General features: G+C 68.6%; 30 protein-coding genes. 8 read left to right on the forward strand and 22 right to left on the reverse strand.

The annotated features are described in order from the left end of the window. Nucleotides 1-16: 16 nt before the first annotated feature. The 22 genes from ACIP2X_RS37885 to ACIP2X_RS37990 all read right to left on the reverse strand — a co-directional run bounded on the left by ACIP2X_RS37885 (nucleotide 17) and on the right by ACIP2X_RS37990 (nucleotide 18,467). Nucleotides 17-349, reverse strand: coding sequence for a hypothetical protein (locus ACIP2X_RS37885; RefSeq protein ID WP_401682954.1), 333 nt, complete (start codon nucleotides 347-349; stop codon nucleotides 17-19). Nucleotides 350-354: 5 nt separating this feature from the next. Next, entirely contained in the window at nucleotides 355-1,404 is a 1,050-nt protein-coding gene (locus ACIP2X_RS37890; protein WP_401682957.1) for a major capsid protein, read from the reverse strand. An 18-nt stretch (nucleotides 1,405-1,422) separates the two neighbouring features. Then, nucleotides 1,423-2,181, reverse strand: a complete 759-nt coding sequence (locus tag ACIP2X_RS37895; protein WP_401682960.1) for a hypothetical protein — start codon at nucleotides 2,179-2,181, stop codon at nucleotides 1,423-1,425. 111 nt (nucleotides 2,182-2,292) lie between these two features. After that, nucleotides 2,293-3,042 carry a hypothetical protein gene (locus ACIP2X_RS37900; protein ID WP_401682963.1) on the reverse strand — a complete coding sequence of 250 codons (750 nt, stop codon included), beginning with the start codon at nucleotides 3,040-3,042 and terminating at the stop codon, nucleotides 2,293-2,295. A gap of 62 nt (nucleotides 3,043-3,104) precedes the next feature. Beyond that, a complete protein-coding gene (locus ACIP2X_RS37905; protein WP_401682966.1) occupies nucleotides 3,105-5,015 on the reverse strand; it encodes a hypothetical protein in 1,911 nt (636 codons plus the stop codon). A 725-nt stretch (nucleotides 5,016-5,740) separates the two neighbouring features. Next, a complete protein-coding gene (locus ACIP2X_RS37910) occupies nucleotides 5,741-7,351 on the reverse strand; it encodes a terminase large subunit domain-containing protein (RefSeq protein ID WP_401682969.1) in 1,611 nt (536 codons plus the stop codon). Beyond that, complete coding sequence (locus ACIP2X_RS37915; protein ID WP_401682972.1) at nucleotides 7,329-7,847, reverse strand: hypothetical protein; 519 nt, start codon at nucleotides 7,845-7,847, stop codon at nucleotides 7,329-7,331. The genes ACIP2X_RS37910 and ACIP2X_RS37915 overlap by 23 nt, the downstream gene beginning before the upstream one ends. Before the next feature lie 512 nt (nucleotides 7,848-8,359). Continuing rightward, a complete protein-coding gene (locus tag ACIP2X_RS37920; RefSeq protein ID WP_401682975.1) occupies nucleotides 8,360-8,854 on the reverse strand; it encodes a hypothetical protein in 495 nt (164 codons plus the stop codon). 25 nt (nucleotides 8,855-8,879) lie between these two features. Beyond that, a complete protein-coding gene (locus tag ACIP2X_RS37925; RefSeq protein ID WP_401682978.1) occupies nucleotides 8,880-11,144 on the reverse strand; it encodes a hypothetical protein in 2,265 nt (754 codons plus the stop codon). Nucleotides 11,145-11,184: 40 nt separating this feature from the next. Beyond that, on the reverse strand, nucleotides 11,185-11,667 hold the full coding sequence (locus ACIP2X_RS37930; RefSeq protein ID WP_401682980.1) for a conjugal transfer protein TraB: 483 nt from the start codon (nucleotides 11,665-11,667) through the stop codon (nucleotides 11,185-11,187). A gap of 13 nt (nucleotides 11,668-11,680) precedes the next feature. Continuing rightward, on the reverse strand, nucleotides 11,681-13,696 hold the full coding sequence (locus ACIP2X_RS37935; RefSeq protein WP_401682983.1) for a hypothetical protein: 2,016 nt from the start codon (nucleotides 13,694-13,696) through the stop codon (nucleotides 11,681-11,683). Between the two features lie 121 nt (nucleotides 13,697-13,817). Continuing rightward, nucleotides 13,818-14,042 (reverse strand): hypothetical protein, encoded by a 225-nt coding sequence (locus tag ACIP2X_RS37940; RefSeq protein ID WP_401682985.1) that lies wholly within the window; start codon nucleotides 14,040-14,042, stop codon nucleotides 13,818-13,820. After that, complete coding sequence (locus tag ACIP2X_RS37945) at nucleotides 14,039-14,596, reverse strand: hypothetical protein (protein ID WP_401682988.1); 558 nt, start codon at nucleotides 14,594-14,596, stop codon at nucleotides 14,039-14,041. The genes ACIP2X_RS37940 and ACIP2X_RS37945 overlap by 4 nt, the downstream gene beginning before the upstream one ends. 39 nt (nucleotides 14,597-14,635) lie before the next feature. Continuing rightward, entirely contained in the window at nucleotides 14,636-15,817 is a 1,182-nt protein-coding gene (locus ACIP2X_RS37950) for a hypothetical protein (RefSeq protein ID WP_401682991.1), read from the reverse strand. Nucleotides 15,818-15,838: 21 nt separating this feature from the next. Further along, nucleotides 15,839-16,006 carry a hypothetical protein gene (locus ACIP2X_RS37955; RefSeq protein WP_401682994.1) on the reverse strand — a complete coding sequence of 56 codons (168 nt, stop codon included), beginning with the start codon at nucleotides 16,004-16,006 and terminating at the stop codon, nucleotides 15,839-15,841. After that, complete coding sequence (locus ACIP2X_RS37960; RefSeq protein ID WP_401682997.1) at nucleotides 16,003-16,263, reverse strand: hypothetical protein; 261 nt, start codon at nucleotides 16,261-16,263, stop codon at nucleotides 16,003-16,005. Before ACIP2X_RS37960 ends, ACIP2X_RS37955 begins: the two co-directional genes overlap by 4 nt. A gap of 253 nt (nucleotides 16,264-16,516) precedes the next feature. After that, nucleotides 16,517-16,906 carry a hypothetical protein gene (locus tag ACIP2X_RS37965; RefSeq protein ID WP_401683000.1) on the reverse strand — a complete coding sequence of 130 codons (390 nt, stop codon included), beginning with the start codon at nucleotides 16,904-16,906 and terminating at the stop codon, nucleotides 16,517-16,519. Further along, nucleotides 16,906-17,412 (reverse strand): hypothetical protein, encoded by a 507-nt coding sequence (locus tag ACIP2X_RS37970; protein ID WP_401683003.1) that lies wholly within the window; start codon nucleotides 17,410-17,412, stop codon nucleotides 16,906-16,908. The genes ACIP2X_RS37965 and ACIP2X_RS37970 overlap by 1 nt, the downstream gene beginning before the upstream one ends. A 2-nt stretch (nucleotides 17,413-17,414) precedes the next feature. Next, nucleotides 17,415-17,651, reverse strand: a complete 237-nt coding sequence (locus ACIP2X_RS37975; RefSeq protein WP_401683006.1) for a hypothetical protein — start codon at nucleotides 17,649-17,651, stop codon at nucleotides 17,415-17,417. Next, entirely contained in the window at nucleotides 17,651-17,827 is a 177-nt protein-coding gene (locus ACIP2X_RS37980; RefSeq protein ID WP_401683008.1) for a hypothetical protein, read from the reverse strand. The genes ACIP2X_RS37975 and ACIP2X_RS37980 overlap by 1 nt, the downstream gene beginning before the upstream one ends. Next, nucleotides 17,827-18,006, reverse strand: a complete 180-nt coding sequence (locus ACIP2X_RS37985) for a hypothetical protein (protein WP_401683011.1) — start codon at nucleotides 18,004-18,006, stop codon at nucleotides 17,827-17,829. The genes ACIP2X_RS37980 and ACIP2X_RS37985 overlap by 1 nt, the downstream gene beginning before the upstream one ends. After that, nucleotides 18,006-18,467 carry a hypothetical protein gene (locus ACIP2X_RS37990; protein WP_401683014.1) on the reverse strand — a complete coding sequence of 154 codons (462 nt, stop codon included), beginning with the start codon at nucleotides 18,465-18,467 and terminating at the stop codon, nucleotides 18,006-18,008. The genes ACIP2X_RS37985 and ACIP2X_RS37990 overlap by 1 nt, the downstream gene beginning before the upstream one ends. Before the next feature lie 247 nt (nucleotides 18,468-18,714). On the opposite strand from ACIP2X_RS37990, the gene ACIP2X_RS37995 reads away from it, so the two are divergent. From ACIP2X_RS37995 to ACIP2X_RS38030, 8 genes are all read left to right on the forward strand, one after another. Then, a complete protein-coding gene (locus ACIP2X_RS37995) occupies nucleotides 18,715-19,446 on the forward strand; it encodes a GntR family transcriptional regulator (RefSeq protein ID WP_401683017.1) in 732 nt (243 codons plus the stop codon). Nucleotides 19,447-19,637: 191 nt separating this feature from the next. After that, nucleotides 19,638-19,943 (forward strand): hypothetical protein, encoded by a 306-nt coding sequence (locus ACIP2X_RS38000; protein ID WP_401683020.1) that lies wholly within the window; start codon nucleotides 19,638-19,640, stop codon nucleotides 19,941-19,943. 235 nt (nucleotides 19,944-20,178) lie between these two features. Beyond that, nucleotides 20,179-21,189 carry a hypothetical protein gene (locus ACIP2X_RS38005; RefSeq protein ID WP_401683022.1) on the forward strand — a complete coding sequence of 337 codons (1,011 nt, stop codon included), beginning with the start codon at nucleotides 20,179-20,181 and terminating at the stop codon, nucleotides 21,187-21,189. Continuing rightward, a complete protein-coding gene (locus tag ACIP2X_RS38010) occupies nucleotides 21,186-21,716 on the forward strand; it encodes a GIY-YIG nuclease family protein (RefSeq protein ID WP_401683025.1) in 531 nt (176 codons plus the stop codon). The genes ACIP2X_RS38005 and ACIP2X_RS38010 overlap by 4 nt, the downstream gene beginning before the upstream one ends. Continuing rightward, nucleotides 21,713-22,027 carry a ribonuclease E inhibitor RraB gene (locus ACIP2X_RS38015; protein WP_401683028.1) on the forward strand — a complete coding sequence of 105 codons (315 nt, stop codon included), beginning with the start codon at nucleotides 21,713-21,715 and terminating at the stop codon, nucleotides 22,025-22,027. Before ACIP2X_RS38010 ends, ACIP2X_RS38015 begins: the two co-directional genes overlap by 4 nt. Before the next feature lie 69 nt (nucleotides 22,028-22,096). Further along, entirely contained in the window at nucleotides 22,097-22,600 is a 504-nt protein-coding gene (locus ACIP2X_RS38020) for a hypothetical protein (protein ID WP_401683030.1), read from the forward strand. Nucleotides 22,601-23,031: 431 nt separating this feature from the next. Continuing rightward, entirely contained in the window at nucleotides 23,032-23,217 is a 186-nt protein-coding gene (locus ACIP2X_RS38025) for a hypothetical protein (RefSeq protein WP_401683033.1), read from the forward strand. A 200-nt stretch (nucleotides 23,218-23,417) separates the two neighbouring features. Beyond that, complete coding sequence (locus tag ACIP2X_RS38030; protein WP_401683036.1) at nucleotides 23,418-24,662, forward strand: hypothetical protein; 1,245 nt, start codon at nucleotides 23,418-23,420, stop codon at nucleotides 24,660-24,662. Nucleotides 24,663-24,750 lie beyond the last annotated feature (88 nt).

Consider the following 24,750-nt stretch of genomic DNA (forward strand, 5'->3'; position numbering starts at 1 on the left):
GCGGGCCCGCACTCCGCTAGTCGCCGCTGGTGCCCTCGTCAGCGGCGTCCCGGCCCCGGGACCGGTTGGACGCCGCGGTCTTACGCGCGGCGGTCTTCTTGGCCGCGGGTGCGGCCGGCTTGTCGGCGTCGTCGTCGTTGTCGGACAAGGGGGTGTCGTTGCCGCTGTCGCCGGCGTCGGACTTCCCCTCCTCTTCCTTGACGGCCTTGGGGAGCTGGCCGTCCTCCCACGCATCGGGGTTGGTGACCAGGGCCGCCAGGCGCGGCTCGGGCTCCTCCCCCGCGTGCAGCAGGACGGTGCGGTGACGGTCCGGGTCGCGAACGAACACGGCCTTTGCGAGCTTGGCCATGTGGATCACGCCCCGAGGACGGTCGCCGAGATGTGGATGTCCGGGACGTAGAGAACCGGCATGCCGATCGCGGCGCCGCGGGTGTAGATCTGCACCGGGTCGTCTTCGACCTTGGTGACGACGACGATGCCCGGGGCCTCTTCGCGGGTGAGGGCCGGGTTGGTGCCGGAGGTGAACTTCGCGGCCTCGCGGGTGACGCCGTACTGGGTCTCCGCCCACTCCGACGCCGGGACGTCGGGAAGGAGGATCCACCGGTTGTCCGGGATGACCCGCTGGTAGGAGTCGTCGTTCCACACCTGCACGTCGTAGATGACGATCGGCGGGAGACCGAAGCGGGCGCGGACGGCGTCCACCTCGGGCGGCGACAGCGTGGTGCCGGGGTTGTTGGCGGCGTTCTGCCCGTAGAACGCGATCTGGTACTCGGCGTTGGACGCCAGCATGGAGCGGGCGCGCCGGGACGTGAGGACCATCTTCGGGGCGGGGGCGCCGGAGTCGATGAGGTAGTCGATCCAGGCGCGCTCGTCTGACAGCGGGGTCGCGTTCGCGTTGTCCCACAGGACGGACGCGGTCGGCATGTTCGCCGACGGCACGTTCCAGTTCACGTCGAGTCCTATGCCGGGCAGGGTGACCGTGCCGGTGGCCAGGAGCTGGCCGGCGGCGAGTTCCTGTGCGGTGCGGATGGACTCGACGTGCCGCTCGACGTCCGAGTACAGCAGGTCCAGGTAGCGCTGGGTGTCGGAGCCGTGGCCGACGTCCAGGAGGATCTGGTCCATCTCGGAGATGGGCAGGGTCTGGCCGAGGGCGGGCAGCATGCCCTCGTTGACGACTCGCTCCGCCTGCCGCTTGGCGAGCGCGGTCGGCGCGTCGTAGGCGCGGAACTTGGCCGCGTTCACGCGCCGCTTCGCGGACGTGGTGCGGAAGCGGACGCCCTGGACGCTGCGCTCGGGGAGGATTTCCCGGGTCAGGCGGTAGTTCGCGGGGGTGTCCATCTGGCGGGCGAACACCGTCAGGTCGGTGTCGTTGGTGTCCCGCAGGAGGAGCTCGAGAGCCTCCATGGTGATCTCCTCCTTCTCTTATCGGGTCCGGTAGTGGATGTTGACGCCGGGTGCCGTGGAGGCGACGTCGGTCGGGTCGAACGGGACGGGGCAGTCCTCGGCGTAGACCTCGCCGTGCCAGAGCAGCGCGCCGGCGGCCTTGGTGGAGCCGGGGTTGAAGCTGATCTGGGAGACGAGGAACCCGGCGAGGGCCTCGGTGCCGTCGGTGGCGGAGGCGCCTCCGCCCGCGGTGGTGGTGGCGACGGCGACGGCCGGGGTGGTGCCGCCGGTCAGGCCCGTGCCGGACGCGGTCATCTGGGCGACGTCGTCGGACAGGTACTGCCCGCCGAACGTGACGACGACCGGGGTGCCCGGGTGGGGTCCGCCGGAGACGGCGACGTCACCGACGCCGATGTTGGACAGTGCCTCGAGGGCGGCCTTCACCTGCGCGGCGGTGGCGTTGTAGGGGATGCCGGCGGTGGTCTGTCCGCTGAACGTCAGCGTGTAGGTGCCGCCGGTCGGTCCGCCGGTGATGGTGACGGTCTGCACCTCGGACCGGGGCCCCGAGTAGGGGGCGTACAGGCCGGAGGCGGTGACCTTGCCGAGCGGGATGCCGGACTTCATGACGTTGCGGCCCTGAAGCAGGGGGTTCGCGGACGTCACGTAGTGGGTTCCCTCGGTGAACTTGGTCAGGTCGAGGGTGATGGTGTTGGTGTCCTGGACTCCTACCAGGGACGCGAGCCAGGGCCGGTCGGCCGTGACGCTGTCCGTGTAGGAGTAGGGCTGGAAGTCGTTCACGGCCTTCTCCTGATGGCAACAGGCGTGCGTTGGCAGCGGCACCCCTGCGGGGTGTGCGTCCACGTGGAGAGGGCGTGGTCCCGGGCCCCGACCCGGTGGGTCGGGGAGGTCTTAGGCGGCGTCGCGCTTGTGTCCGCGGAGGCGGGCCATTTCGAGGCCTCGGCTTCCGGGCTTGGAGGTGGGTGCCTGCCGGGGCGGGGGCCCGCCTGCCGGTGACCCGCCGGGTGCGGGCGGCATCTGCCCGGGCTGCTGGGCGGGTGCGGCGCCGAAGAGGGCGGCGCGGCGTTCCTTGAGGGCTTCGGCGGTGGTCCGGACGGTGGCCTCGTCGGCGTCGGGGGTGTCGCGGAGGTCGCGTTCGAGGAGGGCGAGGGCGTCGTCGAGGTCGGTGCCGGTGGCGCCGAGCTGGGCCAGGACGGAGGTACGGATCGCGGCCCGCTCGCGGGCGATGGCGGCGGACTCGCGGGCGGCGAGTTCCTGCTCGCGGCGGTCGAGTTCCTCCTGCCGCTTCTGCTCCTCGGTCTTCTTGGCGTCCTCTGCCTGCCGGGCGGCCGCGACGAACGTCTTCACGTCGTCGGGGTCGGTGAAGCCGAGTTCCTTGGCGAGGTCCTCGAGGGCCTGGCGGGCCCCTGCCCGCTGGCCCTGGGCCTTCTCCTTGGCCGCTATGCGGTCGAGGTCGTCCTGCGTGAACTGCGCTGAGGGCGCCGGGGTGGGAGGCGGTCCGGGCTTCGGCTGGGCGGCGGGCTCGGCGGGTGGGTTGCCGCCGTCGTTGTAGAAGACGCCGAGGGCGCGGACGCCGGTGTAGGGGTGGGTCCAGCCGATGGCGGCGGTGAGGCCGGGGCGGTGCTGCGTGGGGGCACGCATTGCAGACAGTCCTCCCATGGACAGTTCAGGCCCCGCGCCTAGATCCAAGTTGAGCACAGATCTCATCGGGTGTTCCCCCCGCTCCCTGCCGCTGCCCCGTCGCCGGGTCCCGTCGGGTCTTCCCCGGCGGCGTCTGCGCCTGTGGGCGGCAGTTGCGGCAGGGGCGCGTCGGCAGGGTCGGGTTCGGTGACGGTGACGCCGAGGAAGTCCCCGACCAGCGTCATGTCGCTGGTGGCGTCTGCGAGCTGGCGGGCCTTTTCGAACTGGCGGGCCTGGATGCGTTCGATCTCCCGGGCGGCGTCGTCGATGGGGAAGCCGGCCTCGATGAGCATCTGCACGCCTGTCTCCAGGGAGATGACGCCCTTCTCGACGCCGGTGGCGACCAGTTCGAGGACGGAGGCCTTGTCGGTCGGCTTGTACGAGCCGAACACGAGACGGGCGGGCATCACGGTGACGCCGGCCCAGTCGGGGTGCTGCCCGGCCATGTAGAGGCGCTGCACGAACTTCAGGAGCAGCGCGTACTTGTGGTCGCGGGCCAGGCGCATCGACGCGATGAGCGCGTCGAGGGGGCCGAGGGAGACCTCCATGGCGTACCCGGACGGGGCTTTGGACGGGTCGAGGGTTCCGAGGGCGACGGCGGGCAGGCGTGCGACTTTCGCCGCGCGGTCTTCGAGGTCGTGGATGTGCGCGCGGAGTTCGGCGAGGTTCCGGCTGGTGTCGAGGGCTCCCATGCCGCCGCCCTCGCCGAGCTTGAGGACCAGGCCGGGGGCGACTTCGCGGACTTCGAGTTCCCTGCCGGCGGCCTTGCCCCACAGTCCGATCATCGGGGATCCGGTCGTGGCGGAGGCCTTCGCGGAGTCGGTGTCGGACGAGGACAGTTCGTCGAACACTTGGATGACCTTGGCGAGGGACGACTGGCCCCAGTGTTCCTCCGCTGGGGGGACGGTGTTGGGAAGGTGCACGACCGGCACGAAATCGATCATCAGGTCAAGGTGGTCGAGTACTTCACCGTCTCCGCGGGTCGCGAACGTCGCCGACTCCAGCGGCAGACTGTCGACGTCGGGGGTGCCCTTGATGTCCTCCATCACCCAGGTGGCGTCGGTGAGGTAGCAGGTGACGTAGGAGGGTCCGTCGTTCCACGGGTACTGGCGGGCGATCGCCCCGGTCTGCGGGTAGTACAGGTCCCCCGGGGTCAGGGGCGGCGGGACCTCCGCGTCAGGGTTGTCGGGGTCGGCGACGTCGGACGGGAGTGGGGCGCGGACCGCCCGCCCTGTCTCGTCGAGTCCGGACGCGGTCGCTGGGCGGATCCAGTCGAGTTCGTAGGTGATGCGCCGCAGCCGGGCCTTCGTGCCGCGGCGTTCGTCGGCGGGCAGCTCCCACGCGAAGTGGACCCTGGTGGGGTAGTCGCCTGCGTCGCCGTCCTCGGGCAGGAGGGGGAAGTAGAAGCCGGGGTCGTGGATGCGCAGGACGGGCCGCATCTTGCCCGGTTCCCAGGCGAGGCGGCAGACGCCGTCTCCGAGGGTGACGGCCTTCCGTTCGGTTTGCTGCACCCGCATCGTCAGCAGTTCGGCTTTGGCCCAGTCCCGCAGGAGGTCCTGGACGCGGGCGGCCATGGCCTCTTCGGGGGTGGGCTGCTCGCTGTCGGTGTCCGCTCCGGCGACGGTGATGGTCTGGTCGCGGCCAAGGACGTGCGACATGACGGTGTCGATGAACATGCTGGGGTCGCCGAACTCGCGCTTCTCGCGGGCGTGGATGTCTCCGGCTACTTCGGCGAGCTCGGCGGCCTGGTTGTTGTCGTAGGCGGCGAGCAGCTTGTACGCGGCGAGACGCTTCTGATCTTCTTCGGGGACCCACATGGCGTTGGCTTCGGGGAATGCCCGCCGGTTGGGCATGCCGGGGGCGTCGCCGCCGGAGTAGACGGGCTTGTAGTTCAGCCACGACCAGGCATGGATCACGACCTCGCGCAGGCCCACCTCGACTCCCTCACCTTGTAGGCCCCGCGCCTAGTGATCAGGATACGGGCGGGCGCGGAAGGCGTTCCCCTCTCCAAGGGGTGTTCAGGTCTTTGACCGGGGCCGGTGCACCCCACGACGGTGACCTAGTTGGGCACTTATGCCCGGAATCTAATGTGGGAGACGTCGCAGTCGCTGGCAAGTTTCGCCCTGTGGGCCCGAGTTGGGGTCCGCTGGTCCTAGAGTTACTTCCCACGGTTCTGCGGACCTCGAATCGCCCTCCGGATCTAGATCGGAGGGAGACTTCCGATCCCCTCTCGACCATCGTCGAAGGGACGTTCGAGAAGACGGAGTGCGCAGTGCTCGGAAACGAGAAGCCGCCAGACATGGAACGCTGGCTCCTGTGGGTCGCGCTGATCCAGTTGCACCTGGATCTGACCCAGTGGATCAGTACGCTCCTCGTCTGACGGCAACCGAAACCCCGGCGGTCGGCCATCCAGGTCGGCCGCCGGTCCCGTTGTCGGCCCATCCACGCGGATCGGCCGTACGGACACTGTAGGCAACTTGTCCGTACGGCGCTGCACTTTCATCGCAGCAATACGGATTCACGGGACGTGAAATCACCATCTGCGGCAATTTATCCGCGACCAAAGTTGCGCGATTCACAGCTGTCAAACATTGCTCCGCCGCCAGCTAAACAGTGATCTGCCACCCGCCAGCATTGCATCATGCCTGGTCAGACGGCATTACCGGCGTCCGCGCAGCCGCTGGTCGCTGTAGTGCTGCGTCCCAAGGCCCTCCTGCGCGGGGTCTGCGAGCTCGGTCAGGGCGTGCACCGCGGCGTCCATCCGGTCCGGGGAGTCCATGCCGGGCAGCCACGTGACCATCTGGCCTTCCAGTCGCGGGAACTCCCCGACGTGGTGGACCTGCCCCTGGGAGTAGATCTGCGCGATCGGCTCCGCGCGAAGCCGCTTCCCCTTCTTCGCGTGGACCTCGATGATCGCGGGCATCAGCATGCCGTTCGTCTCGCCCTGCTCGGCAAGGTCCTTCCACGCCTGGCGGACGATCTGCTGGGCCATGTCGCCGCCGAAGTTCGCCTCCACCACGATGGCGTCGGCCTGGTACTCGATGGCGAGGCGGCAGACTGCGTGGCCCCAGGTGTCTGCGCCCATGCGGCCGGAGCGGTCGGCCAGCAGATACAGTTCGCCGGCCCGGTCGCGTCCGGCCGCGCACAAGCCGACTTCGTCGTTGACGTCATCGGAGCCGCCGGCGTGGTCGACGGCGACGACGGTACGGGTGAGGTCGACGCCACGGAATGCCATGGCGCTGATCCGGTTGTCGGTGATCCACGGCCACTTCCACACGCCGCCTTCGAGGGGGCGTGGCTTCTGCTGATAGAGGGACCACCAGACGCGTTCCCCGACGGCACGGCGGATCTTCTCAAGGGCTTTGCGACCGTAGCGCAGCGGCCAGAGCGCTTCGCCGACCTTCCGACCGAGGGGATCGTCTTCGGTGTCGCAGATCGCGGGGAGGTCCAGGCGGATCCAGTCGTCGGCGTCCTCGCCTTCGAGGATCTTCCCGGCGAGGTCCTGCTCGTGCCATCTGGTCTGGATGACGATGATGCTGCCGCCGGGCTCAACGCGGGTGTTGAGGACGGATGTCCACCAGTCCCACAGTCGGCGCCGCATGGTGGGGCTCTCGGCGTCTGCCGCGTCCTTGATCGGGTCGTCGACTATGGCGAGGTGCGCGCCCTTGCCGGTGAGGCCGCCTCCGACGCCGGCGGTGACGAGGCCGCCTTCGAGGCGGTTTCCGTCGGCGTCGGCCAGGTCGAAGCGGTTGGCGGCTTTGGACCCGGCGTGGAGATGGAGTCCGACGTGGGGGCCGTAGGAGACGATCGCGTCGCGGATCCAGCGGCCGTGGTCGTCGGCGAGGTCCGCACTGTATGAGGCGATCATGACGCGGTGGTTGGGGTGCCGTGACAGGTACCAAAGGGGTGCCCACCGGGCGGCGCGCCGGGACTTTCCGTGCCGCGGCGGCATGGTGATGAGGACCTTGCGGGAGTGGCCGCGGGCGATGTCCCGGAACACTCGGTCGATTAGGTCCAAGTGCCGGGCCTGCATCTCCTTGCCGTCGGTGAGGATCGCCGACATGGAGCCCGGGGACCGCTCCAGCGCCATGGTGCGTTCGAGGTCGGCGAGGACGCGGCGGGTCTGAGGGCTGGCGGCGCCCGCGATACGTCGGCGCTGCGCCCGGTTCAGCTTCCGGTAGGCCGCGGCTAGCTGAAGGAAGTCTTCGGCCTGCTGAGTGACACCGGTGTTGCCTTCCGCGTCGAGGTCAGGCGTTGTCGCCGTCGTCATCCAGGTCCCCGTCGGGGTTTTCGTTGTCCGAGAGGTCGTCTGCGTCGGGGTCGCCGGCGGTTCGGATCAGGTCACGGAGCTCGTTGATGGTCTCGGCTCGTACGGGGATGCCGGTTCCGCCGGGGCCGGAGAGTTCGGCCTTGAGGGCGGCTTCCCATCCGTTGACCTTGGCCTGGCGTTCGAGGGTGTCGAGTACCAGCTTGGCGACCTTCGGGTCGGGGTCGCTGTTGTCGGCGCCGAGGGCGATGGGCAGGTAGACGTCGAGGAGGCTTTCGAAGATGCCGTTCTGTTCCTCGCGGTAGTCGGCGACCTCTGCCTCGGTGGCTTTTCGGCGGGCGGTGACGGCGCGGTAGAAGTCCTTGCGGGCGCAGTCGGCGCTGCTGTAGCCGAGGTTGAGGATCTCGGGGCTGTCGTAGGGCGTGCGGACGCGGCGGAGCTTGATGAGCTTTACGCGGCGTTCGTCGATCTCAGCCTGGACGGCTGCGCTGTTGGGCATGGCGGTGGGGCTCCCGCTCGTGTGTGTGGTTGTCAGGCCCCGCGCCTGCAACGAATGATCGCCGATTTCACCGTTTCTGTTCCCCCGGCCCGTGGCGCGGTGGACCATGCCGGGCATGAGTGACGCGGAGAGACGTGGGTGGCGGCCGTCCCGGAACCAGAAGATCGTGGGCGTTCTGGTGCTGTTGATTGTGTGGACGGGGTTGGCGGGGCAGTGGGCGGACAAGGGCTGTGATCTGGTGCCGCAGGGGTATGGGCTGGCGTTGACGCGGTGGGCGCCGGATCGGGATGAGGGGTGTGAGGAGGAGCCTGGGGGGCCGGAGTACACGGACAACTATTACGGCTAGACGTGGGGCGGCCCCGGTGGCAGGGGGGATTCTGCCTGTCCGGGGCCGGTTGGGGGGGCGGGGATGTCTTGGCGCGGGGGTGCTGAGACGTCCCCGCCCTCGCAGTTCTGATGGTGGCGTATGGGTGGGGGTTTGTCAGAGCCGCTATCCCCCGGCCTGTGGGCGGCTACTTGGGGAGCTGGTTGCGGGTGCTGGCCCACACGCTGCGCTGGTGGGTGGTCTGGGTGTTGTACGTCTGCCGGACGTTCCCGTTGTAGTGGTGGTGGTGCGTGTCCGGCGCGGCCTGCTTCGCCTTGCCCACCAGGCGGGAGAGCGCCAGGACCAATGCGGCGGGCGCACCGCAGATCATCCCGACGATGACCGGGTCGGCGTTGCCCGACGCCCATAGGATCCCGGTCACGGCGGCACCCAGCGGCAGGGACGCGATGCCGGCGGACAGCATCAGCGCACTCGCGTCGGTGGCGCGCTGCGACATCGGCGGCCGTCCGGGCTGCGCGACCGGTGGGGCGGTCCCGATCGCAGGGACCGGGGTGGGGTCGTGGAACGAAGTGGGTATTTCGTCGAGGGCGGCGAGCCAGCGGCGGGCCTGGTCGCGGTCGGCTTCGGTGGGCTGCCCGGCCGTAGTGGCGTGGGGCTGCTTGGGGTCGGGCAGGCGGGTCACGGTTGAGGGCTCCTGTCGGGGTGGATTAGTTGGAGAGCTGGTAGACGCCGCGGCTGATGGCGGTGACGGTGCCGTTGTTGTGGAGTTCGGCCATGGCGTTGTTGACGCTGCCCGCGGCGACGTCTGGCATCTTGCGGCGGACATCCTTCAGGGCGTGGGGGCCATCGGTGAGGACGTCGAGGATGCGGTCTTTGATGCTGCCGGTGGACGGCTGGTCTTCCTCGTCGTCTGCGAGCAGGTCGCGCTCTGCTGCGTTCCTGCCGATCTCCACGCTTTCCTCGTCGTCTCCGCTCAGGAGCAACTCGGCGTGGGCAAGCCAGTAGCTGTAGGACTCCTGGAAGACGGCGTGCTCTTCGGGGGTTAGGCCCGGGATGGGCGCGGATTCCATGAGGGCGATGAGACCGGGGTAGGTCTTGTTTTCCTTGCGGGCGAACCAGGTTCGGTTCGTGTAGAGGCTGCCGCCGTTGATGATGTTGGCCATGCCCGCGGTGATGGGTCCGTGCTTGGCTTCCTTGCCGTGGAAGGCGGCGTCGATGGCGTTGTCGCCGGTGCCGAAGTAGCGAGGGATGGGGGCGAGTTCGACGCCGGGCGGGAGAACGCCGTCGCGGGCCATGTGCTGGGTGGTTGAGCTGTTGGTGCGGCCGAGCCAGACGGTGCCGTTCTTGGCGTTGGCGCGGATGCGGTCTTTGTCGCCGAGGTCGGCGAGGTGGATGGACTGGGCGGCGAAGCGGATTCCTTCGCCGAGCTTGCGGCCGGTGGACTGGCTGTCGCCGACGAGGCCGGTGACCCACTTGCGGAAGGGGCGGGGGACGACGGCGTCGGCGGACAGGATGCGGTTGAGTTCGTCGGCGGTGATGTTGACCAGGCGCCAGGGGTTGCCGATCTCGAAGGATCCCCAGCCGTTCTCTGCGCTGATCTTCTCTCGGTATTTACCGAGGTCTACTGCGGCGGCGATCGTGGCGGCAGTGGCGGCGATGCCCTTGCCGAAGTGGTAGACGCGTCCGTCGACCTCGGGGAGGCTCATGCCGTCCTGGGCGTCGGCAACGATGGAGACGATGCCGCTGATGCGTTCGGCGGCGATGACGTGGAGCAGGGTGACGGACTTGCCGGCGCCTGGTGCGCCGACGAACAGGTCGGTGATGGCGCCCATCTGGGGGTCGTAGAGGGGGATGCGGCCGATGCGGCCGTCGGGCTGCTGGCCGAGGGCGATGGTGCCGTCGGCGGCCATGGTCAGGTCTTCGATGGTGGCTTCGCGGACGTTGAGGAGGGGGTGGGTTTTGTAGATGGAGATGAGGCCGTCGCCGAGGCCGTCGGTTTCGACGGTGACGAGGCTGGTGTCCTTGCAGCCGATGGAGCGGGTGATCTGCTTCTGGTTGAGCTGGATTATCTGGTTGTCGGGGGCGGCCACGCGCAGGGCGATCCGGTTGGGGTCCGTTTTGAACTCGACGAGGGTCATGCCGGGGGCGCCGCCGGAGGGTGTGGCCAGCCTCTCGGTCCAGAGGCGCTCGATGGGGTGCTGGCTGGCCTGCTGGGCTGCGTCGAGGGTGGGGCGGGCCTGGAGGAGTTTGCGGCCGGGCCCGGATCCGTCGATGAGTTGGAGGGTGACGGTGCCGACGGGCAGGTCGAAGATCCCGGCGAGGGTGGTGGCGTTGAGGTCGGGGACGGCGTCGCCGGTTTCGGCGACGACGATGCCCCAGAAGTCGGGGGCGCCTTCCTGGTAGGGGTGGACTTCGGCGAGGCGGGTGGTGCCGGTGTGGCGGGCGTTGGCCCACTGGACGGCTCGGTAGTCGGCGTATGTGGCGGGCTGCGCCTTCTCGTGAGCGGCCTGTTCGGTGTCGAGAGTGAGGGGGGCTTTTTCGGTGGGGAGCAGCGCGTGCAGGTTGAGGGAGTGGGTGACGGGTGTGGTGAGTCCCATGAGGAGGGCCCAGGTGGGAGCGTCGGCGTATTCCCACCAGGGGGTGTTGGGGTGCAGAAGGTTGGTGAGGTAGATGCCGGCGCCGGTGAGGAGGGGGAAGGCGCGTTGTGCGGCTTGGAGGATGCCGAGGGCGCGGGTGGTGCCTTCGGTGGGGGTCCATTTGCCCCACAGCCAGGAGAAGGTGCCGATGGCGAGGCCGGCGGCGGTGATGTGGGCGGGCCACCAATTGTCCATCTGGGGGGCGATGGTGATGCCGAGGGCGGCGGCGCCGTAGACCACCTGTTCGAGGCGTCGGCGGCGGCGGATGCTGCGGGCGGGTACGAGGCGGGGGCCGTCGTGTACGGCCAGGTCGGGTGTCGTGTTGGTGACGGCCACGGGGGTGTCCTCCTTCTGCGGGGTGTGGTGGTTGGTCGGGTTAGCGGACCGCGTTGAAGCCGGGCTTGGGCTGGGCGTACGGGGATGCCTGGGCGACTTCGTAGATGCCGCCGTATTCGGCCTGGTGGGCGTCGCGGACGCCGTTGGCGTCGGCTTCCATGCCGTCGGCTGCGTCAGCTAGTTCGCCTGAGGCTTCCGCGACGCGTTCGAAGGCAGCGGCGACCTCGAGGGTCTGTGCCTGGAAGTGCTGGTCGACGCCTGCCTGTGCGAGGTGTTCGGCGAGGCGCCGGGCGCGGGCGGCGTCGTCGTGCATGCGCGCCTTCAGCAGGTGGAGTTGCTCTTTCAGGAGGGCGGCGGCCGCGGCAAGGGCCAGGATGCGCAGGGACAGCGTGACGAAGTTGAGGATGCCGGCGATGGCGCCGGACCAGGTGGGCCGGTCGGGGGCATGGTTCGAGGCCGGTGCGGGGGCGTTGTCGCTGATGGTGTGGTCGGATGTGGGTTCGATCGCGGCAGGGTCGGGCACGGTCCGCTCCTTGTCAGGTCTGGTTGTGGATGGGGGCGGACGGGGTGGCCAGGCCGGCGTCGGCGGTTGCGGTGGTGTAGGGCCGGTAGGCGTCGTTGAGGTCGTTGTCCGCGGTTTCGGACCGTTCGGCAGCCTCGAGGGAGGAGACCTGCATTTCGTCGGCCATGCGTGCGACGAGGTCCATGGATTCGGACATGCGGGCCATGGCGAGGGAGAACAGGGGCCCGATCAGGTTGTGGTTGATGGCGAGGTCTTCGGCGAACGCGGCGAGGGTGTCGCGGAGCTTGCGGGCCCGGCCTGCGAGCTTCAGGGCCTGGTCGTGGGTTTTGAACCCGTCGTCTTTGAAAGCGCCGTATTCGTCGAGGGCGTCGTCGAGGGTGATTTCGGTGGCGTGCTGGTCGTCCATGCGGCGGCCGACGCTGTCGTGGGCGGTGCGGGCGGCCTGGGTTTTCGCCTTGCTGATGCGGGGGTCCCGTGCGGCTGGTACGGGGGCTGGGGGCATGGGGATGGCGTCCTTGGGTCGGGTGGTGCCGGGCCGCGGGCTGTGGGGGGTGGGGGCGGCGTGGAGTGCGGGCTGGCCGGTTGTGAGGGCGGCGGCGGGTGGGTGGGGGTTGGTGGTGGGGCTGGGCTGGTCGGCGCGTTCGACGGTCCAGGTGGTGGCGCCGGCGGCTTGGCCGGCGTTCTCGAAGGGGCTGCGCCGGTGGCTGTGTCCGCCGGTGGGTGCGGTGCGCCGCGGACCGGGGCCGGGGTTGCCGTCGGGGCGGGGGGTGGTGCGGGGGCTGCCCCACGGGGAGTTGCGGCGGGCGTAGTCGCGGATCCGCTCCCAGCGGGACCGGGCCGACTGCTTGGTGTTCGCGTCGCGCGGGGCTTGGCGGGGTGCCTGCTTTGTGCGGGTGCGGTCGGTCTTCCAGATCGGCGGCGTGTGGCCGTCCTTACGGGCCCTCTTCTGGCGCTGCTTCCACCGTCGGGCTGCGCTCTTCTTCAGGGTGCGCCACATGGGCTGGTCCGCCTTGGACGTGTCCGGGCCGTGGCCCGTGCTGGCCTTGCCGTTCCTCTTGACCTTGCTAGGCCGGGTGGAAGTGTCCTTAACGGACGGCTTCTTCCCGTTCTTGCTGTTCTTGCTGGTCTGCTGGGTGTCGGCCCACAGGGCGGGCTTGTCGAGGCCCTTCTTGTTGCGGCGCTTCCACCGTCGCGCTGCGGCCTTCTTGACGTCCGCCGTGCTGCCGGCCGGGCTTGCCTGACCGGCGTTGCCGTTCCTCTTCTTCTTGGCGTTGTCGCGGGTCGGCTTGTTGCCCAGTCCGTGGCTGCCGCCCTGGGAGGGCCGGTGCGGGGCCTTCGGCTTGCGCTTCGGGCTCCGACCGTTGCCGTTGCCGCTGCCACCGGGAGGGCTGGGCTTGGTGGTGCCGCGGTCCTTCTTCTTGCCGGTCGGTGAGACGGGACCGCTGCTTGAACTCTTGCTGGACCGGTTGGTCTTGCCGCCGCGGCCCCCACCGGACCCGCTGCCGCCTGAACCGCTGCGGCCGCCGAGGGTCTTGCGGCCGAACTCCGAACTGGACGGGACCCGGCTGTTGGTCTTGGCACGCTGCTGGGCTGCCTTGTCGCCGATGTTCTGCATGGCCAGCTGGTGCTTGAGGCGGGCTTCGCGGAGCTTGTCGGTCTCGGCCTGGCGGGCGATGCGGTTCTCCCACCAGGTGGACATGACGGTGTTGCTGCCGCGCAGCGCGGCGACGGCGACGGCAAGGATCGCGGCGAGGGAGAGCGCGCCGAGGCGGGGGCCGACCATGTCGGGTGCGGGCTCGGACTGGAAGGTGGCGGGCACCGCACCCGGGGTGGGGATTGCGGGCTGGAGGATGCCGGGGTCGGGAAGGCAGGCGAGGAGGTCGAGGGGGCTGCGGCGGGTCTGGGCGGGGGTGCCGGCGGGTCCGGGTGTGGGGGTGTTCGGGGGCTCGATGACCGGGGCGTTGGGGGTGGTGGTCGGGGTGAGGGTGAACCCGATCCGCGGGAAGTTGATCACGTTGTCGTCGGTCATGTCGCCTCCTTCCGAGGTTGACAGGCTGTAGTCGGGTGGGGGATCCTCGCGCGTGCGCGTTGCGCGTGCGCGTTGGGGCCTTCATCACCTTGTTTCCGGCGGGTGATGATGACGACGGCAGTCACTGTGTGTGAGCCTGGTAGAAGTCGTTGAGGTGCGCCGCAAGCTTGTTCGCGACGGCCGGATCCCCGCTCTCGAGCGCGTCCTTGGCGAGCTTGCGGCATACGTTCGTCCAGAACGTGATGAGGTGCATCGGCCCCTGTTCGGCGGCTTTCGCCTGGGCCGTGTTGTAGTGCTCCGCTCGGTTCTTCAGGCGGGCCTGCGCGGCCTTCTGAGAGGCGTTCACATGGCCTCCTGGTCGAAGAAGTCACCGATGTCCGGCAGCGGCTGCGCCATTGCGTTGGCCTGTCCGGGGAACTGGAACGGCTGCGCGGGCACGTACTGCGGAACCGGCGGCTGCACACCAGTGACCTGCACGTTCGGCTGGGGGTGGGCGCCGGACAGGGTGTTCGTCGTGTTGACCAGGGAGTTCGCGACCCGGTGCTGGACGCTGCTTACGGCAATCCCAAGGCGCTGGCGGCGCTGCTCCTTACGCTCGAGTTCCTTGGAACGCCGGTCGGGCAGTTCGACGACTTCCCGCAGGTAGACGGCGTTGAGTGCCTCGGTTTCAGCGGCGGCCTTCTCCAGCAGGCGGGCGACCTTGGCGAGCTTCTTGCTGACCTTGCGGGCGCGGCGGCCGGCGGATCCGGCCCGGTCGCCTTCGATCTGACTGTTCGCGAGGCGGGCCTGGATGATCTGCGCGAGCTGCCGGACCTGGCTGGCGTCGTTGACGAACGTGTCGCGCTGCTCGTCGGTCCAGCCGCGCATTCCCTGCTGCGTCATAAGGGCTTCGATGTCCATCGGTCTCTGTCTCTCCGGTCTCGGTCTCGGTCTCTGGTCTCAGGCGGTCTCGGCGAGGTACAGGTCTCGGGCGTTCTTGAGTCGCTTCGCGGCGGTCGCCTTCGGTCGGCCGGTGGTCTCGATCGCGTCATTGAGGGAGACCTGCATCGCCCCGCCGCGAGACCTCATGAGGTCCAGCAGCTTGCTGGTCTCGGTCTCGCGGTCTCCTATAGGGGTGACCAGGGCGGTGGTCTCTCGGCCGGTGGTCTCTGGGGTAGACCGGGTGCGGGAGACCGGGAGACTGGTCTCGGTCTCGCGGTCGTGGACCGGGGTCTCGGTCTGCGTAGACCGGTCTCGGGTCTCGCGGACGGTCTCGGTCTCGCTGGTCTCGCCGCGGCTGGCCACCGGGGTCTCGCTGGTCTCCAGAGACTTGGTCTCGCGGAGACCGGTCTCCAGCGGGCTGGTCTCCATCCGGTCAAGGGAGACCGCGGTGGTGGTCTCGTAGGCGTGGCGGGAGACCTCCGGTGCGGAGATCGGGAGAGTGACCATCAGGCGGGCCCGGCGGTCGGAGACTTCCTCGCGGCGCTTGGCGACTGCCTCGTGTTCGGTGAGGCCGGCGCGGATGTGAGCGTCGATCGTGCGGCGGGATCGGATGGGGTGCATCAGCCACGCCCACTTCCCGATGATGGGGAGGGTCTGGGCGACGCGGCCGAGCTGTCGGAGGGTCTCGCGGTGCGCGTACCGGTGGAACATCTCGAAGGCGAGCTCGGCGATGACGGGCGCGGCGGCGAGGATGACGGAGCCGACGATGCCCCAGCCTTCGAGCTGCCCGTGCATCCAGTTCACCCACGCGCTGGTGGAGATCATGGTGAGCATGGCGAGGCGGGGGGCGAGGCCGCTGTCGGTGGTGACGGCGTACTTCTGGGAGAGGAGGGCGAAGAAGAGGGCGGCGATGTCGAACATGCCGCAGCCGAGGATCGCGATGGCCTTGGGGGCGTGGAGTTGTTCCGTGAGGAGGGTGTAGATGGACCAGGTGCCGACTGCGAGGGCGGCGGTCATGACGAGGACGAGGACGATGCGGATCGCCCAGTCGGAGGGGGTGCGGCCGTAGAGGAGCTTGTCGTACATGGGGTTGGGTGCGGTGTTCGGGTTGTGGGGGGTGGCCCCGGCGTGGTGCAGGGGCTGCCAGGCTCCGAGGACGGGGCTGGTGGGCGGCTGCGGGGCGGCCGGGGTCGGGTTCACGGGGATCGGTGTCCTCTCAGGTCAGGTGAGGGTGGCGGTGGGGATCGGGAACGGGGCGGTGCCGAGATCCATGACGAGGGTGAAGTCCGCCAGGTGGTCGGTCTCGGCGAGGTGCTCGAACGATTCGAAGTCGGCGGTGGTCCAGGTGGTGGGGTCGCCGTGTTCCTGGCGGAAGGCGGAGGCGTTCACCGGTCGGCCCCCTCGGTGGTGATGGCGGCCGGGGTGGCGGGGGTGTTCGAGCGGTGGAAGGCGTCGAGGGCTTCGTCGATCCAGGTGCGGAGGATGCCTTCGACGGTGAGGACGACGATGAGGACGAAGACGAAGCCGAGGGCGTCGGGCTTGTTGAGGAGGTTGTAGAGGCCGACGCCGGCGCCGAGGGTGCCGCCGTAGTAGGTGATGTTGGCGGCGGTCTGGGCGGTGTTGGTCTTGATGCGGGTCTTGTTCACGGTGGTCCTTTCGCTGGGTCTGGCGGGTGGGTGCTGGTCTTGCGGGGGACCGCAGCCGCCGCGGGGGGATTTCGGCGGCTGCGGCCTCCGGCAGGGCCAGAGGATGGGCCCGGCTTGGGGGTGCCGGGCCCGGGGGGTTAGCGGGGCCGGTTGCTGGACTTCTTGTTCACGTCGGCGTTCTTCTTCGACAGTTCCTTCCGCTCTTCGTCGGTCAGGTTCACGGGGCTTCTCCCTTCTGCGGGTAGTTGGCGGGCTAGTCGGTGTGGATGGCGCCGGATGCGTTTGAGGCGTGCTGGTGGAGGTGGGGGTCGGAGAGGTGGTGGAGGAGGTTTTCGCCGTGCCGCTGCGTGTGCTTCTGGGCGTCGTGGCCGAGGTTGCGGAGGGCGGGGTTGGTGTCGGGGTGGGTGAGGCGGGCGACCAGGTATCCGATCGCGGTGAGGACGTCGGTGCCGTCCGGTGAGCCGGCGAGGGCGACGGTGAGGAGTTGGGTTTGTGCGGTGGTGAGGCGGTCGTGGGCGAGGAGGCGGATGCCGTCCCGGATGAGTCCGATGCCGGGGTGGATGTGGTCGAGGTCGGCGAGGACGTCGCCCAGTTCGGTGTCGTCCACTGACGGGATGGCGTTCGCCTCGGAGTGCCTGGTCATCAGAGTTCGCCGTCCCACTCGCCGGTCATCTGCTCGTATGCTTCGGCGGCCTGACCGGGGCGGTCGGAGCTGAGGACGTCGTCCAGCAGCGAGATCGGGTCGATGCTGTCGAAGAAGTCGGTGACGTCGGCGTACAGTTCGCGGTCGTTCTGGGAGACGGCGGCCGCCGACCACTCGCCCGACTCGATGGCCTCGCCGGACTGGCCCTGGAGCCATCCCATGAACCGGGCTGTGGCCCGCTTCATGCTGTCGGGGTCGAAGTCGGTCGCTTCTTCGATCCGGTCGGCGAGGTCCCGGAGCTCGCTGTCGATGGGGTGCTCGATGCCGAGGTAGGCGTTCATCGAGTCGACCGAGTCGGCGAGGGCTTCGGCGGTCTTCGGCGTCACGTTGATCTGCTGGTCGCCGATCGTGACGGGCACGGTGGCCTCGTCCTGGTTGCCGACTGCGGCGAGGAGGTGGAGGGCTTCGGCGAGGTGGGCGATCGCCTGGCGGGTCTTGTCGTCCATGGTCACCAGTCCTCTCCGGGGATCCGGCCGTCGCGGAGGGCTTCGGCTTCCTCGCGGTACTCCTGGACGTGGCGCTCGGCGAACATGGCAGCGGCCGCGGCCTGCTTGCGGGTGGTCTTCGGGAGGCTGGGGTCGTTGGCGGCCTGCCTGCCGGATTCGGCGTTCCGCTCGGAGCGGGCGGCGCACTTTTCGCGGTCAGCAGCGAGTTCGTTCATCTCGCGGCGGGACATGCGGGCCATCAGACCGTCACCTCTTTCACGAGGAACGCGTCCTCAGTGATCGACATGACGACGGTGGCGTTGACGCCCTCGGCGCGGCGCGCGGCCGCGTACTCCTCCGCCGGCCACGACCCGCGAGGGCTGCCGGCGGGGAAACGCTCCAGGACGCGGGCGTCGGTCTTGTCGGTGGCGGCCATCAGACGCGCACCTCCCGCTTGCCCGTGAGGTGAAGGCCGAGCTGGCGGCGGTCCCGGCGTCGGATGGACTCGCCGTTGGCGGCGGCGGAGGCGTCGCTGGCGGCGGTCCGCTCCCGGCAGGCGGTGCAGTGGGTGTTGTGGGCGGCACGGGCCGCGTTCGTGTACCAGTCGGCGGCCATCAGACGATCTCCACCTGAACGCCGCGGCCGTCGATCCCGGCCGGCTGGTTCGGACTGGTGCGGGTCACGGCGCCGCGGACGTGCAGCCGGTTCCCCCGGAACAGGGCCGGGGTGACCATGCGGACGGTGTCCGCGTTCAGCTGGACGTGGGCGCTGTTCCCGTCGTCCGACGACAGGACGACCATCGCGCGGCCGCCGGACAGGCGGAGCACGTTCGTGATCGTGCCGTACGCGGTGACCAGGGTGCCGGTGGCGACCTCGTCGAGGGTCGGGGAGAGCGCCTGGCGCAGGTCCCAGTCGTAGTAGTCGACGACGAGCCGGCCGGGCATCGGGATGGGGCGGGTCTTGGGGCGGCCCGGCATACGCGGGCCGATCGGCTGCGCGGCGAGCTGGCGCAGGGCCGAAGTGGTCTTGGAGGTGGCAGTGCGGTTCGGGGCCGCCTGTCCGATACGGTTTTCCATGGCAGTCGCTCCTGTTGAGGCGGGTAGCGATCTGTCGGGTCCTTCGGGGCCCCTGAGCGGCCTGGGTGTGCAACCACCCGGGCCGTTCGGCGTTTCAGGGCTTCCGAACTTCCCGACAACCTCAATGTAGACTACTCGCGCCCTCAAGCGCTAGTAGTAGCGCTGCATGTTTCTTTCGACTAACCTCAGAGGTGTACCGCTGCACGCGATGAGGGGTGCAGCACTCGACAGAGAGAGGAGGTCGACCATGCCCGAGACCACGGGGTACGCGGAGATTGCCGAGCACTTCCGACGGCAGATCCGCGACGGGACGCTCAGGCCCGGCGACACGATGCCGAGCTACTCGGACGTCAGCGAGCAGTTCGGCGTGGCCCACACGACCGTGCACCGCGCGTACCGGGCTCTCAAGATGGAGGGTCTGACCCTGACGCGACCGGGAAAGAAGACGGTCGTCGCGGGCCCCGTGAGCAACAACATCGCCAACAGGGTCGCGCTCCACAGCGCTACTGGTAGCGCTCTTGATGGTGGAGAGGTCTCACGGATCCTGGAGGTCGGAACAACCGGTGCCGATGAGCTGGTGGCATCACGGCTCGATGTAGCTCCCGGTACTCCTGTGCAGGTACGCCGGCGAGTAGTCAGCCGGAACGGCCTGCCCATCCACCTGAGCAGCAGCTACTACCCGGCCTATGTGGTCGCGGTGACTCCCGAGCTGACGGAGCCGGTTTCTACCGGCGCGTCTCGGGAGCTTGCGGCTGAGCGGCTGGGGCTTGCTCAGGATCAGGTCCTGGAGGAGGTCACCAGCCGCCATGCGACATCCGCGGAGAAGGAAGCCCTGGGGCTGACGGCGTCCGAGGTTGTCGTTACGCAGGTGGTTCGTACGGTGACGCTGGAAGATGGTCGCGTGGTTGAGGTGGCCGTGAAGGTTGCTGAAGGCTCCACGATCCTCCGCTGGACCACCTCGCTCCGACCGCAGGAGTAACAGGAGGGGGGTCTTCGAGTTACAACTTCATGAGTAATACGGCCGACCGCACCAGCGGCACGGCCGGCCGCCCTACATGCCGGGCCCTGCGAAGACTTCGGCAGTAGGGAATCCCCGCTAAGGAGATCCGCCATGAGCGTATCGCCTCGGCTTCGCACTGTGCGAAGTGGGACGAAAACGCGGGGGGACCGATGAGCCCCCGAAACCCCGACAACACGGGAGAGACCCGACTCCCCCCTGCCGTCACATTCGGCACCGGCGCCGAGCTGCTGGTCAGACTCGGCATCGTCAAAGCCATCACACGCGAGGGCGTCCGCCACATCGCCACGTCCGAGCGCTACGCGAAGCACTGGCCTTTCGGCCCCGGCAAGGACCACCCGTACGGAGAGGCCGCCGGCGCTCTCCTGATGGCCACCGAACCGTTCCTCGACTTCTTCCGGGACGTCTACAACCGCCTGGACGACAACGGGGACCTGATCCAACAGAGCAGGTCATGACCGCGTTACGGGCCCTGGGATCGCAGCCCCAGACGTCCGGGAACGCAGAACGGCCGGGTCAACGGGGCTCGCAGCGTCCCCTTACCGGCCGTCCTAGCAAGTCACAGCGGGTGCCAGCCCGCTGGTTCTTCGAGTCCCACCAAGCAGAAGGGCCTCAGCTAGTGAGGGTACCCGCACCAACCCGCGTGTCGACAAGTAGCCCCGGCCTGTTCCGCCGCACGGCGGTGACCCCCGCATGAACATCGAACGGGGGCCAAAGAAGGAACGCGGGTTCGTCATCATCGACAACGCGCTGGCGCAGAACAACCGGCTGTCCTTCGGGGCCCGAGGCTTGGCGGAGTACCTGCTCAGCCTGCCGCCGGGCGCACGTGTCGACATCCGCTCTCTGGCGGCCGACAACCCGGAGGGCCGCGATGCGATCGCCAGCTACATGAACGAACTGGAGACCGAGCGCTACCTAGTTCGAACGCGCACCCAGGGCGAGCGTGGTCGGTTCGAGACGAAGACGACGATCTACGAGGAGCCTCAGGATCCGTCGTCGCTCCCGACCAGCCTCCCCAAGCCCTGGAGCAAGGCGAAGAAGGCGGATCGAGGGCACCTTGCCGCGGTCGCGGATACTTCGGCTGAGCCGGAGTTTTCGCAGGTGGGACCGAATCCCGCCCGACCGGACTTCGGTGGACCGAACTTCGGCCAACCGGCTCCCGGTGGACCGGATGTCGGTGAGACGGGAGTTAACCCCTACGGGGTTAAAGAACCGGGGGGAAGTACCTCCTCCTCCCCCGCGTGCGAGGACACGCAGACTCCGAACCAGACTGAGGACCAGGAGGAAGGAGGGGGCGGGGATGCTCCGCAGCAGAAGGAAAAGCAGAACCCGGCGGCGGCCGCGTTCGTCGACTGCCTTCCCTACCGGGGCCGGCTGCCTGGACCGCGGCAGCGAGAGCACCTGATTCAGCGGGTCAGCGAAGCGCTGGCGGCTGGATGGACCGAGAACAAGCTGCGGACGCAGCTAACCGAGGAAACGGACTCCGCGAAGTCTCTGGCGGCCGTCTACAGGCACCGTCTGGCGCCGGAGAATCTTCCTGCCCCGCCCCGGCTGCCTGCGCCGCGTTCAAGCGATGAGGAACCCTTGATGCCGGGGCTACAGGGACGGTTTGTAATCTGCCCTGGTCCCACTTGTGGTCACCGGAAGATGCTGCCCACACCGGACGGCCTATGCCGCGACTGCCGAGAGGACGCAACCGCGTGACCATCCAACCTCAAGTCACAGGGTCGCTCCCCACGCGCCCCGCTCCCGGATACACCGCGGTCTACCGCTTCTACAACGCCGAAGACGTGCTGCTGTACATCGGCATCTGCGATGAACCCCTGAAGCGCTGGTACAACCACGCAGTCGACAAGCCGTGGTGGCCAGACGTCGCCCGATTCGGTGTCACCTGGTTCCCATCGCGTGATGAGGCGCTTGAGGCGGAGCGGAAGGCGATCCTGGAAGAGAAGCCCCTGCACAACGTGGTATGGAACGGTATCCCCTACAACAGCTCGCAATTCCCGATGCAGCATTTGTATCGGCTCACCCGCGAACGTCTCGGCGACCGCATCTTCAGCCTGCGGGATCTGGTGGATGAACTGGGGATCCCCCCAGGGTCTGCTTACGCCGAATCAAGGCGGTTGCGTGAGAAGGGACTCTTCCAGTTCGTCGGCAAGATGAAGGGCCGATCTGGACGGGCCGCCGCGCACTATCGGGCTTTGCCCCTTGAAGGAGAAGTAGGCCGATGAGCAGCATGATCCCGTACACGCACTGGGCGTACTTCCCCGACAAGGCAAGCGCGCAGGCTTGCGCGGCTGAGCTCAGTGACTACGTCACGCAGATCCGGCAGGCAGTTCCCGAGGCGCATTTGCCTTGGTTGCTGCTGGCCGGCCGCGACGTGGAGATCGACCACATGGTGCAGCGGCATGACGAAGTTGAAGCGATCGTTATCCGGCACGGCGGCGACTACGACGGAGGCGAGTCTTCCTGGCTGGAAGGTCAGCCGGTGGCGGATCCGATGCTGACCGGAGAGTGGGAAACCGGTTCGTCCAGCGGCTGACCGGCCCCCGTGCTGCGTCCCGGGGATGGCTTGGGGACGCCGCGCCGGAATCTTGGAGAGGATGACTCAATGAGCAGCACAGAGCGGCAAGCAGCCGAGCATGCGGGCCTGTGGAAGGCCGACCGCGGGAAGGCCCCGCACTACACCGCCAAGGGCTTCCTCAGCACCGGCTGGACCTGTTTCTCCTGCCCCCTGGACGACTGCGACTGGCACCACGACGACGACGTCAGCCGGCCGTCCGCGCCCGCCGTGTTGGACGGGCTGATGCGGGAGCACCTGGCGTCCCACGACCTGGTCGACTTCCTGCGGTCGTTGCAGGCGGCCCGGGACGGCATCGTCGCGGTGCGGGAGTCGAACAACCGGGCGTGGGATGTTGTCAGCCTGCACCGGCTACGCGCCGTACGCCGGGGGCAGCATCCGACGTCGGATCCGGTGGCGCAGATGCTGTCCGCGGCCCTGGTGGGCACCGTGGAGCACGACGAGGTGCGGCGGGAACTGACAGAGCTCAGCGAGGGCGTGGCGGGCGCGCAGGGCATCGCGTCCGTCCCTGCCTCGGCACGCCAAGCGGGATGACCAGGGAGCGCTAGTCGGCGGGGTTCCAGGGCGGCGGCGGGGTGACGTTGGTTCCGTTGCACCACCAGCATTCCCACTCGTCCGGGAGGCGGAAAAGCTGGCGCCAGAAGCCAGCGGGCTTCCCCCAGACGACGCAGTCCGCGCCGCACCAGCCACATTCAAAGGCGAAGTTCACGGTGGGCTCCTCCCCGTGGTGCGCGGCCGTCTGGGTCATTGGTAGCAGGGCTCGGGGGTGGTGGGGTAGCACGACTTCCCGTATCGGCATTGCATCGCCATGCCGGTATGGGTAGTCTGACTGTTGAGCGCCGGCCCCCTTCACCCGGCAGAGTTCCGGGGGCCTAACCATCCTCCCTAAACAGCTTGTCACGAGGGATTCAGGCTGCCCACAGCCTGGCCAACCGACCCCGACCACGCCCCCAACAAGGACTCTCGTGACTGAAACCGCCCGCTACTACGGCCAGATCCCGACCGACCCCGCCACCCTCCTCGTCCTGGCCATCGCCGTGATTTGCGCGGCCAGCAGGCTCACCCCCGACCAAGCCCAAGCCCTCGACGCAGTAGGAGGTATCGCCGAACTCGCCCTGCTCCTGTACTGCCTCGCCCAGGGAAGGAGGTAGAGCACCACCCGGCCCGGCCACGCCCCCACGGTGGCCGGGCTTCCGCATGTCTGAACAGCCCACCACAACACGGTGCCCCCCAACCCCGCGCCCGGCCGGGAGCACCGCTGAGAGCGCCTTGTTTTTGCAGTTCAGCCACCATTGTCAGACCTACCACGTAGCGTTGTAAGTCCTACTCGTAGCGGTTTCGGGGGGTACCGGTGGACGACGACCTTGAGCCCGACAGCGACGAAGAACTCTTCCGCAACCCGGTCTACTACGAACCGGCTGGCCGCAACCTCGACCTGAGCCGGCCAGACCTCGGCGTCCCGCAGGGGCAGGGCCTTCTCGATGCCCTCCTCCACATGCGAGGCCGCGTCCCCGTCGAACACCGCGGACTGATCTGCCCCGACTGCCGGGACATCCGCGGCAGGCGCGTCCCCATGTACCTGGTCGAGCGTGACGGCGTTTGGTTTCCCTCCCACTACCGCAAACCGGGAGAGAAGCGAATAAGCCACGAGTCCGATGAGCATCTCGCCCGCAAGGAACGCGTTGCGAAGGACTCCGAAGACCACGGTTTCCGCGCGGACATCGAGTCGTCGGCCGCCGACGGACACGCCCGCCTCGACGTCCGTATCACCGGCGCCAACGGCATCGTCCTGGGCTACGAGCCTCAACTGAGCGAGCTGACCGCTCGCAAAATGCGCGCCCGAGAAGGATCCCGGCGCCGCGGTGGGATTCAGTCCGTATGGGACTTCACCGACCCCGACCACTCGGGCATCGGCGCTGTTCCGTACGTTCGCACACCGAACCTGCCAGCCTCCGTGATCCGCGTGCAGAAGAACCCCATCGCGATCCGCGATGGCAATTTCGTGATCGAGGAGGGCCAGTGCAACCAGAGGGGCCCTCTGGCCCGATGCCCCTACAGGCCGTACGACCCGGAGAATCCGACTGACGCCGGGTACTGCGGAGACTGGCATCGCGTCCTTGTTCCCGTCCATCAGTCGAGGACCTTCGAGGGGAAGGGCGGCCTGACCTTGACTCAGTTCATCGTGGAAGCGGCCGCCGGCGAGCGTGTCCCGTTTCAGCACGACGGTCATCACGGCTGGCTGCCTTCGCAGCACTGGCAGAAGTACCAGGAAGCGAACGAGGCCGCCCTGGACGGCAAGGAGCGTTCGCCTTCAGTCCGGTCGGGCGACCGGCGGGACCGGTGCACCGAGGACCGTCCAGCGTCAGAGGTGCGAGCTGCGCCGAAGGAGAGGCGTGGAAGTCGCACGATGGTCCTTGAGAGCCGTGCAGCCCAGGAAGTGGAGGCTCCTGTCGACGCGTCGGGGCGGCGGATCCCGCTTTGCCGTTTCGACTGTGGTCTGCCCGCCAGCCTGACGGGGCCGGAAGGGCTGCCTGAGCACTATTCGTGCCGCAGGAAGAGCGAGGACAAGCAAAGCGGTGCCGGAACGGCGGCATGACGCTGGACGTCGCCACCTCGGTGAAAACCCGATCACAGGAGGCCCCGGGCCGGTAGGACACTTTGGAATGGTGCTGACCGACTGCCGC

The organism is Streptomyces sp. NPDC089424, from assembly GCF_044749345.1.
Taxonomy (GTDB): Bacteria; Actinomycetota; Actinomycetes; order Streptomycetales; family Streptomycetaceae; genus Streptomyces.

Bases quoted from the DNA above. Each gene is read 5' to 3' on its own strand.
- ACIP2X_RS37885 (WP_401682954.1), bottom strand. From the start codon at position 349: ATGGCCAAGCTCGCAAAGGCCGTGTTCGTTCGCGACCCGGACCGTCAC.
- ACIP2X_RS37890 (WP_401682957.1), bottom strand. From the start codon at position 1,404: ATGGAGGCTCTCGAGCTCCTCCTGCGGGACACCAACGACACCGACCTG.
- ACIP2X_RS37900 (WP_401682963.1), bottom strand. From the start codon at position 3,042: ATGCGTGCCCCCACGCAGCACCGCCCCGGCCTCACCGCCGCCATCGGC.
- ACIP2X_RS37910 (WP_401682969.1), bottom strand. From the start codon at position 7,351: ATGACGACGGCGACAACGCCTGACCTCGACGCGGAAGGCAACACCGGT.
- ACIP2X_RS37915 (WP_401682972.1), bottom strand. From the start codon at position 7,847: ATGCCCAACAGCGCAGCCGTCCAGGCTGAGATCGACGAACGCCGCGTA.
- ACIP2X_RS37935 (WP_401682983.1), bottom strand. From the start codon at position 13,696: ATGACCGACGACAACGTGATCAACTTCCCGCGGATCGGGTTCACCCTC.
- ACIP2X_RS37945 (WP_401682988.1), bottom strand. From the start codon at position 14,596: ATGGACATCGAAGCCCTTATGACGCAGCAGGGAATGCGCGGCTGGACC.
- ACIP2X_RS37965 (WP_401683000.1), bottom strand. From the start codon at position 16,906: ATGACCAGGCACTCCGAGGCGAACGCCATCCCGTCAGTGGACGACACC.
- ACIP2X_RS37970 (WP_401683003.1), bottom strand. From the start codon at position 17,412: ATGGACGACAAGACCCGCCAGGCGATCGCCCACCTCGCCGAAGCCCTC.
- ACIP2X_RS37975 (WP_401683006.1), bottom strand. From the start codon at position 17,651: ATGGCCCGCATGTCCCGCCGCGAGATGAACGAACTCGCTGCTGACCGC.
- ACIP2X_RS37980 (WP_401683008.1), bottom strand. From the start codon at position 17,827: ATGGCCGCCACCGACAAGACCGACGCCCGCGTCCTGGAGCGTTTCCCC.
- ACIP2X_RS37985 (WP_401683011.1), bottom strand. From the start codon at position 18,006: ATGGCCGCCGACTGGTACACGAACGCGGCCCGTGCCGCCCACAACACC.
- ACIP2X_RS37990 (WP_401683014.1), bottom strand. From the start codon at position 18,467: ATGGAAAACCGTATCGGACAGGCGGCCCCGAACCGCACTGCCACCTCC.
- ACIP2X_RS37995 (WP_401683017.1), top strand. From the start codon at position 18,715: ATGCCCGAGACCACGGGGTACGCGGAGATTGCCGAGCACTTCCGACGG.
- ACIP2X_RS38000 (WP_401683020.1), top strand. From the start codon at position 19,638: ATGAGCCCCCGAAACCCCGACAACACGGGAGAGACCCGACTCCCCCCT.
- ACIP2X_RS38005 (WP_401683022.1), top strand. From the start codon at position 20,179: ATGAACATCGAACGGGGGCCAAAGAAGGAACGCGGGTTCGTCATCATC.
- ACIP2X_RS38015 (WP_401683028.1), top strand. From the start codon at position 21,713: ATGAGCAGCATGATCCCGTACACGCACTGGGCGTACTTCCCCGACAAG.
- ACIP2X_RS38020 (WP_401683030.1), top strand. From the start codon at position 22,097: ATGAGCAGCACAGAGCGGCAAGCAGCCGAGCATGCGGGCCTGTGGAAG.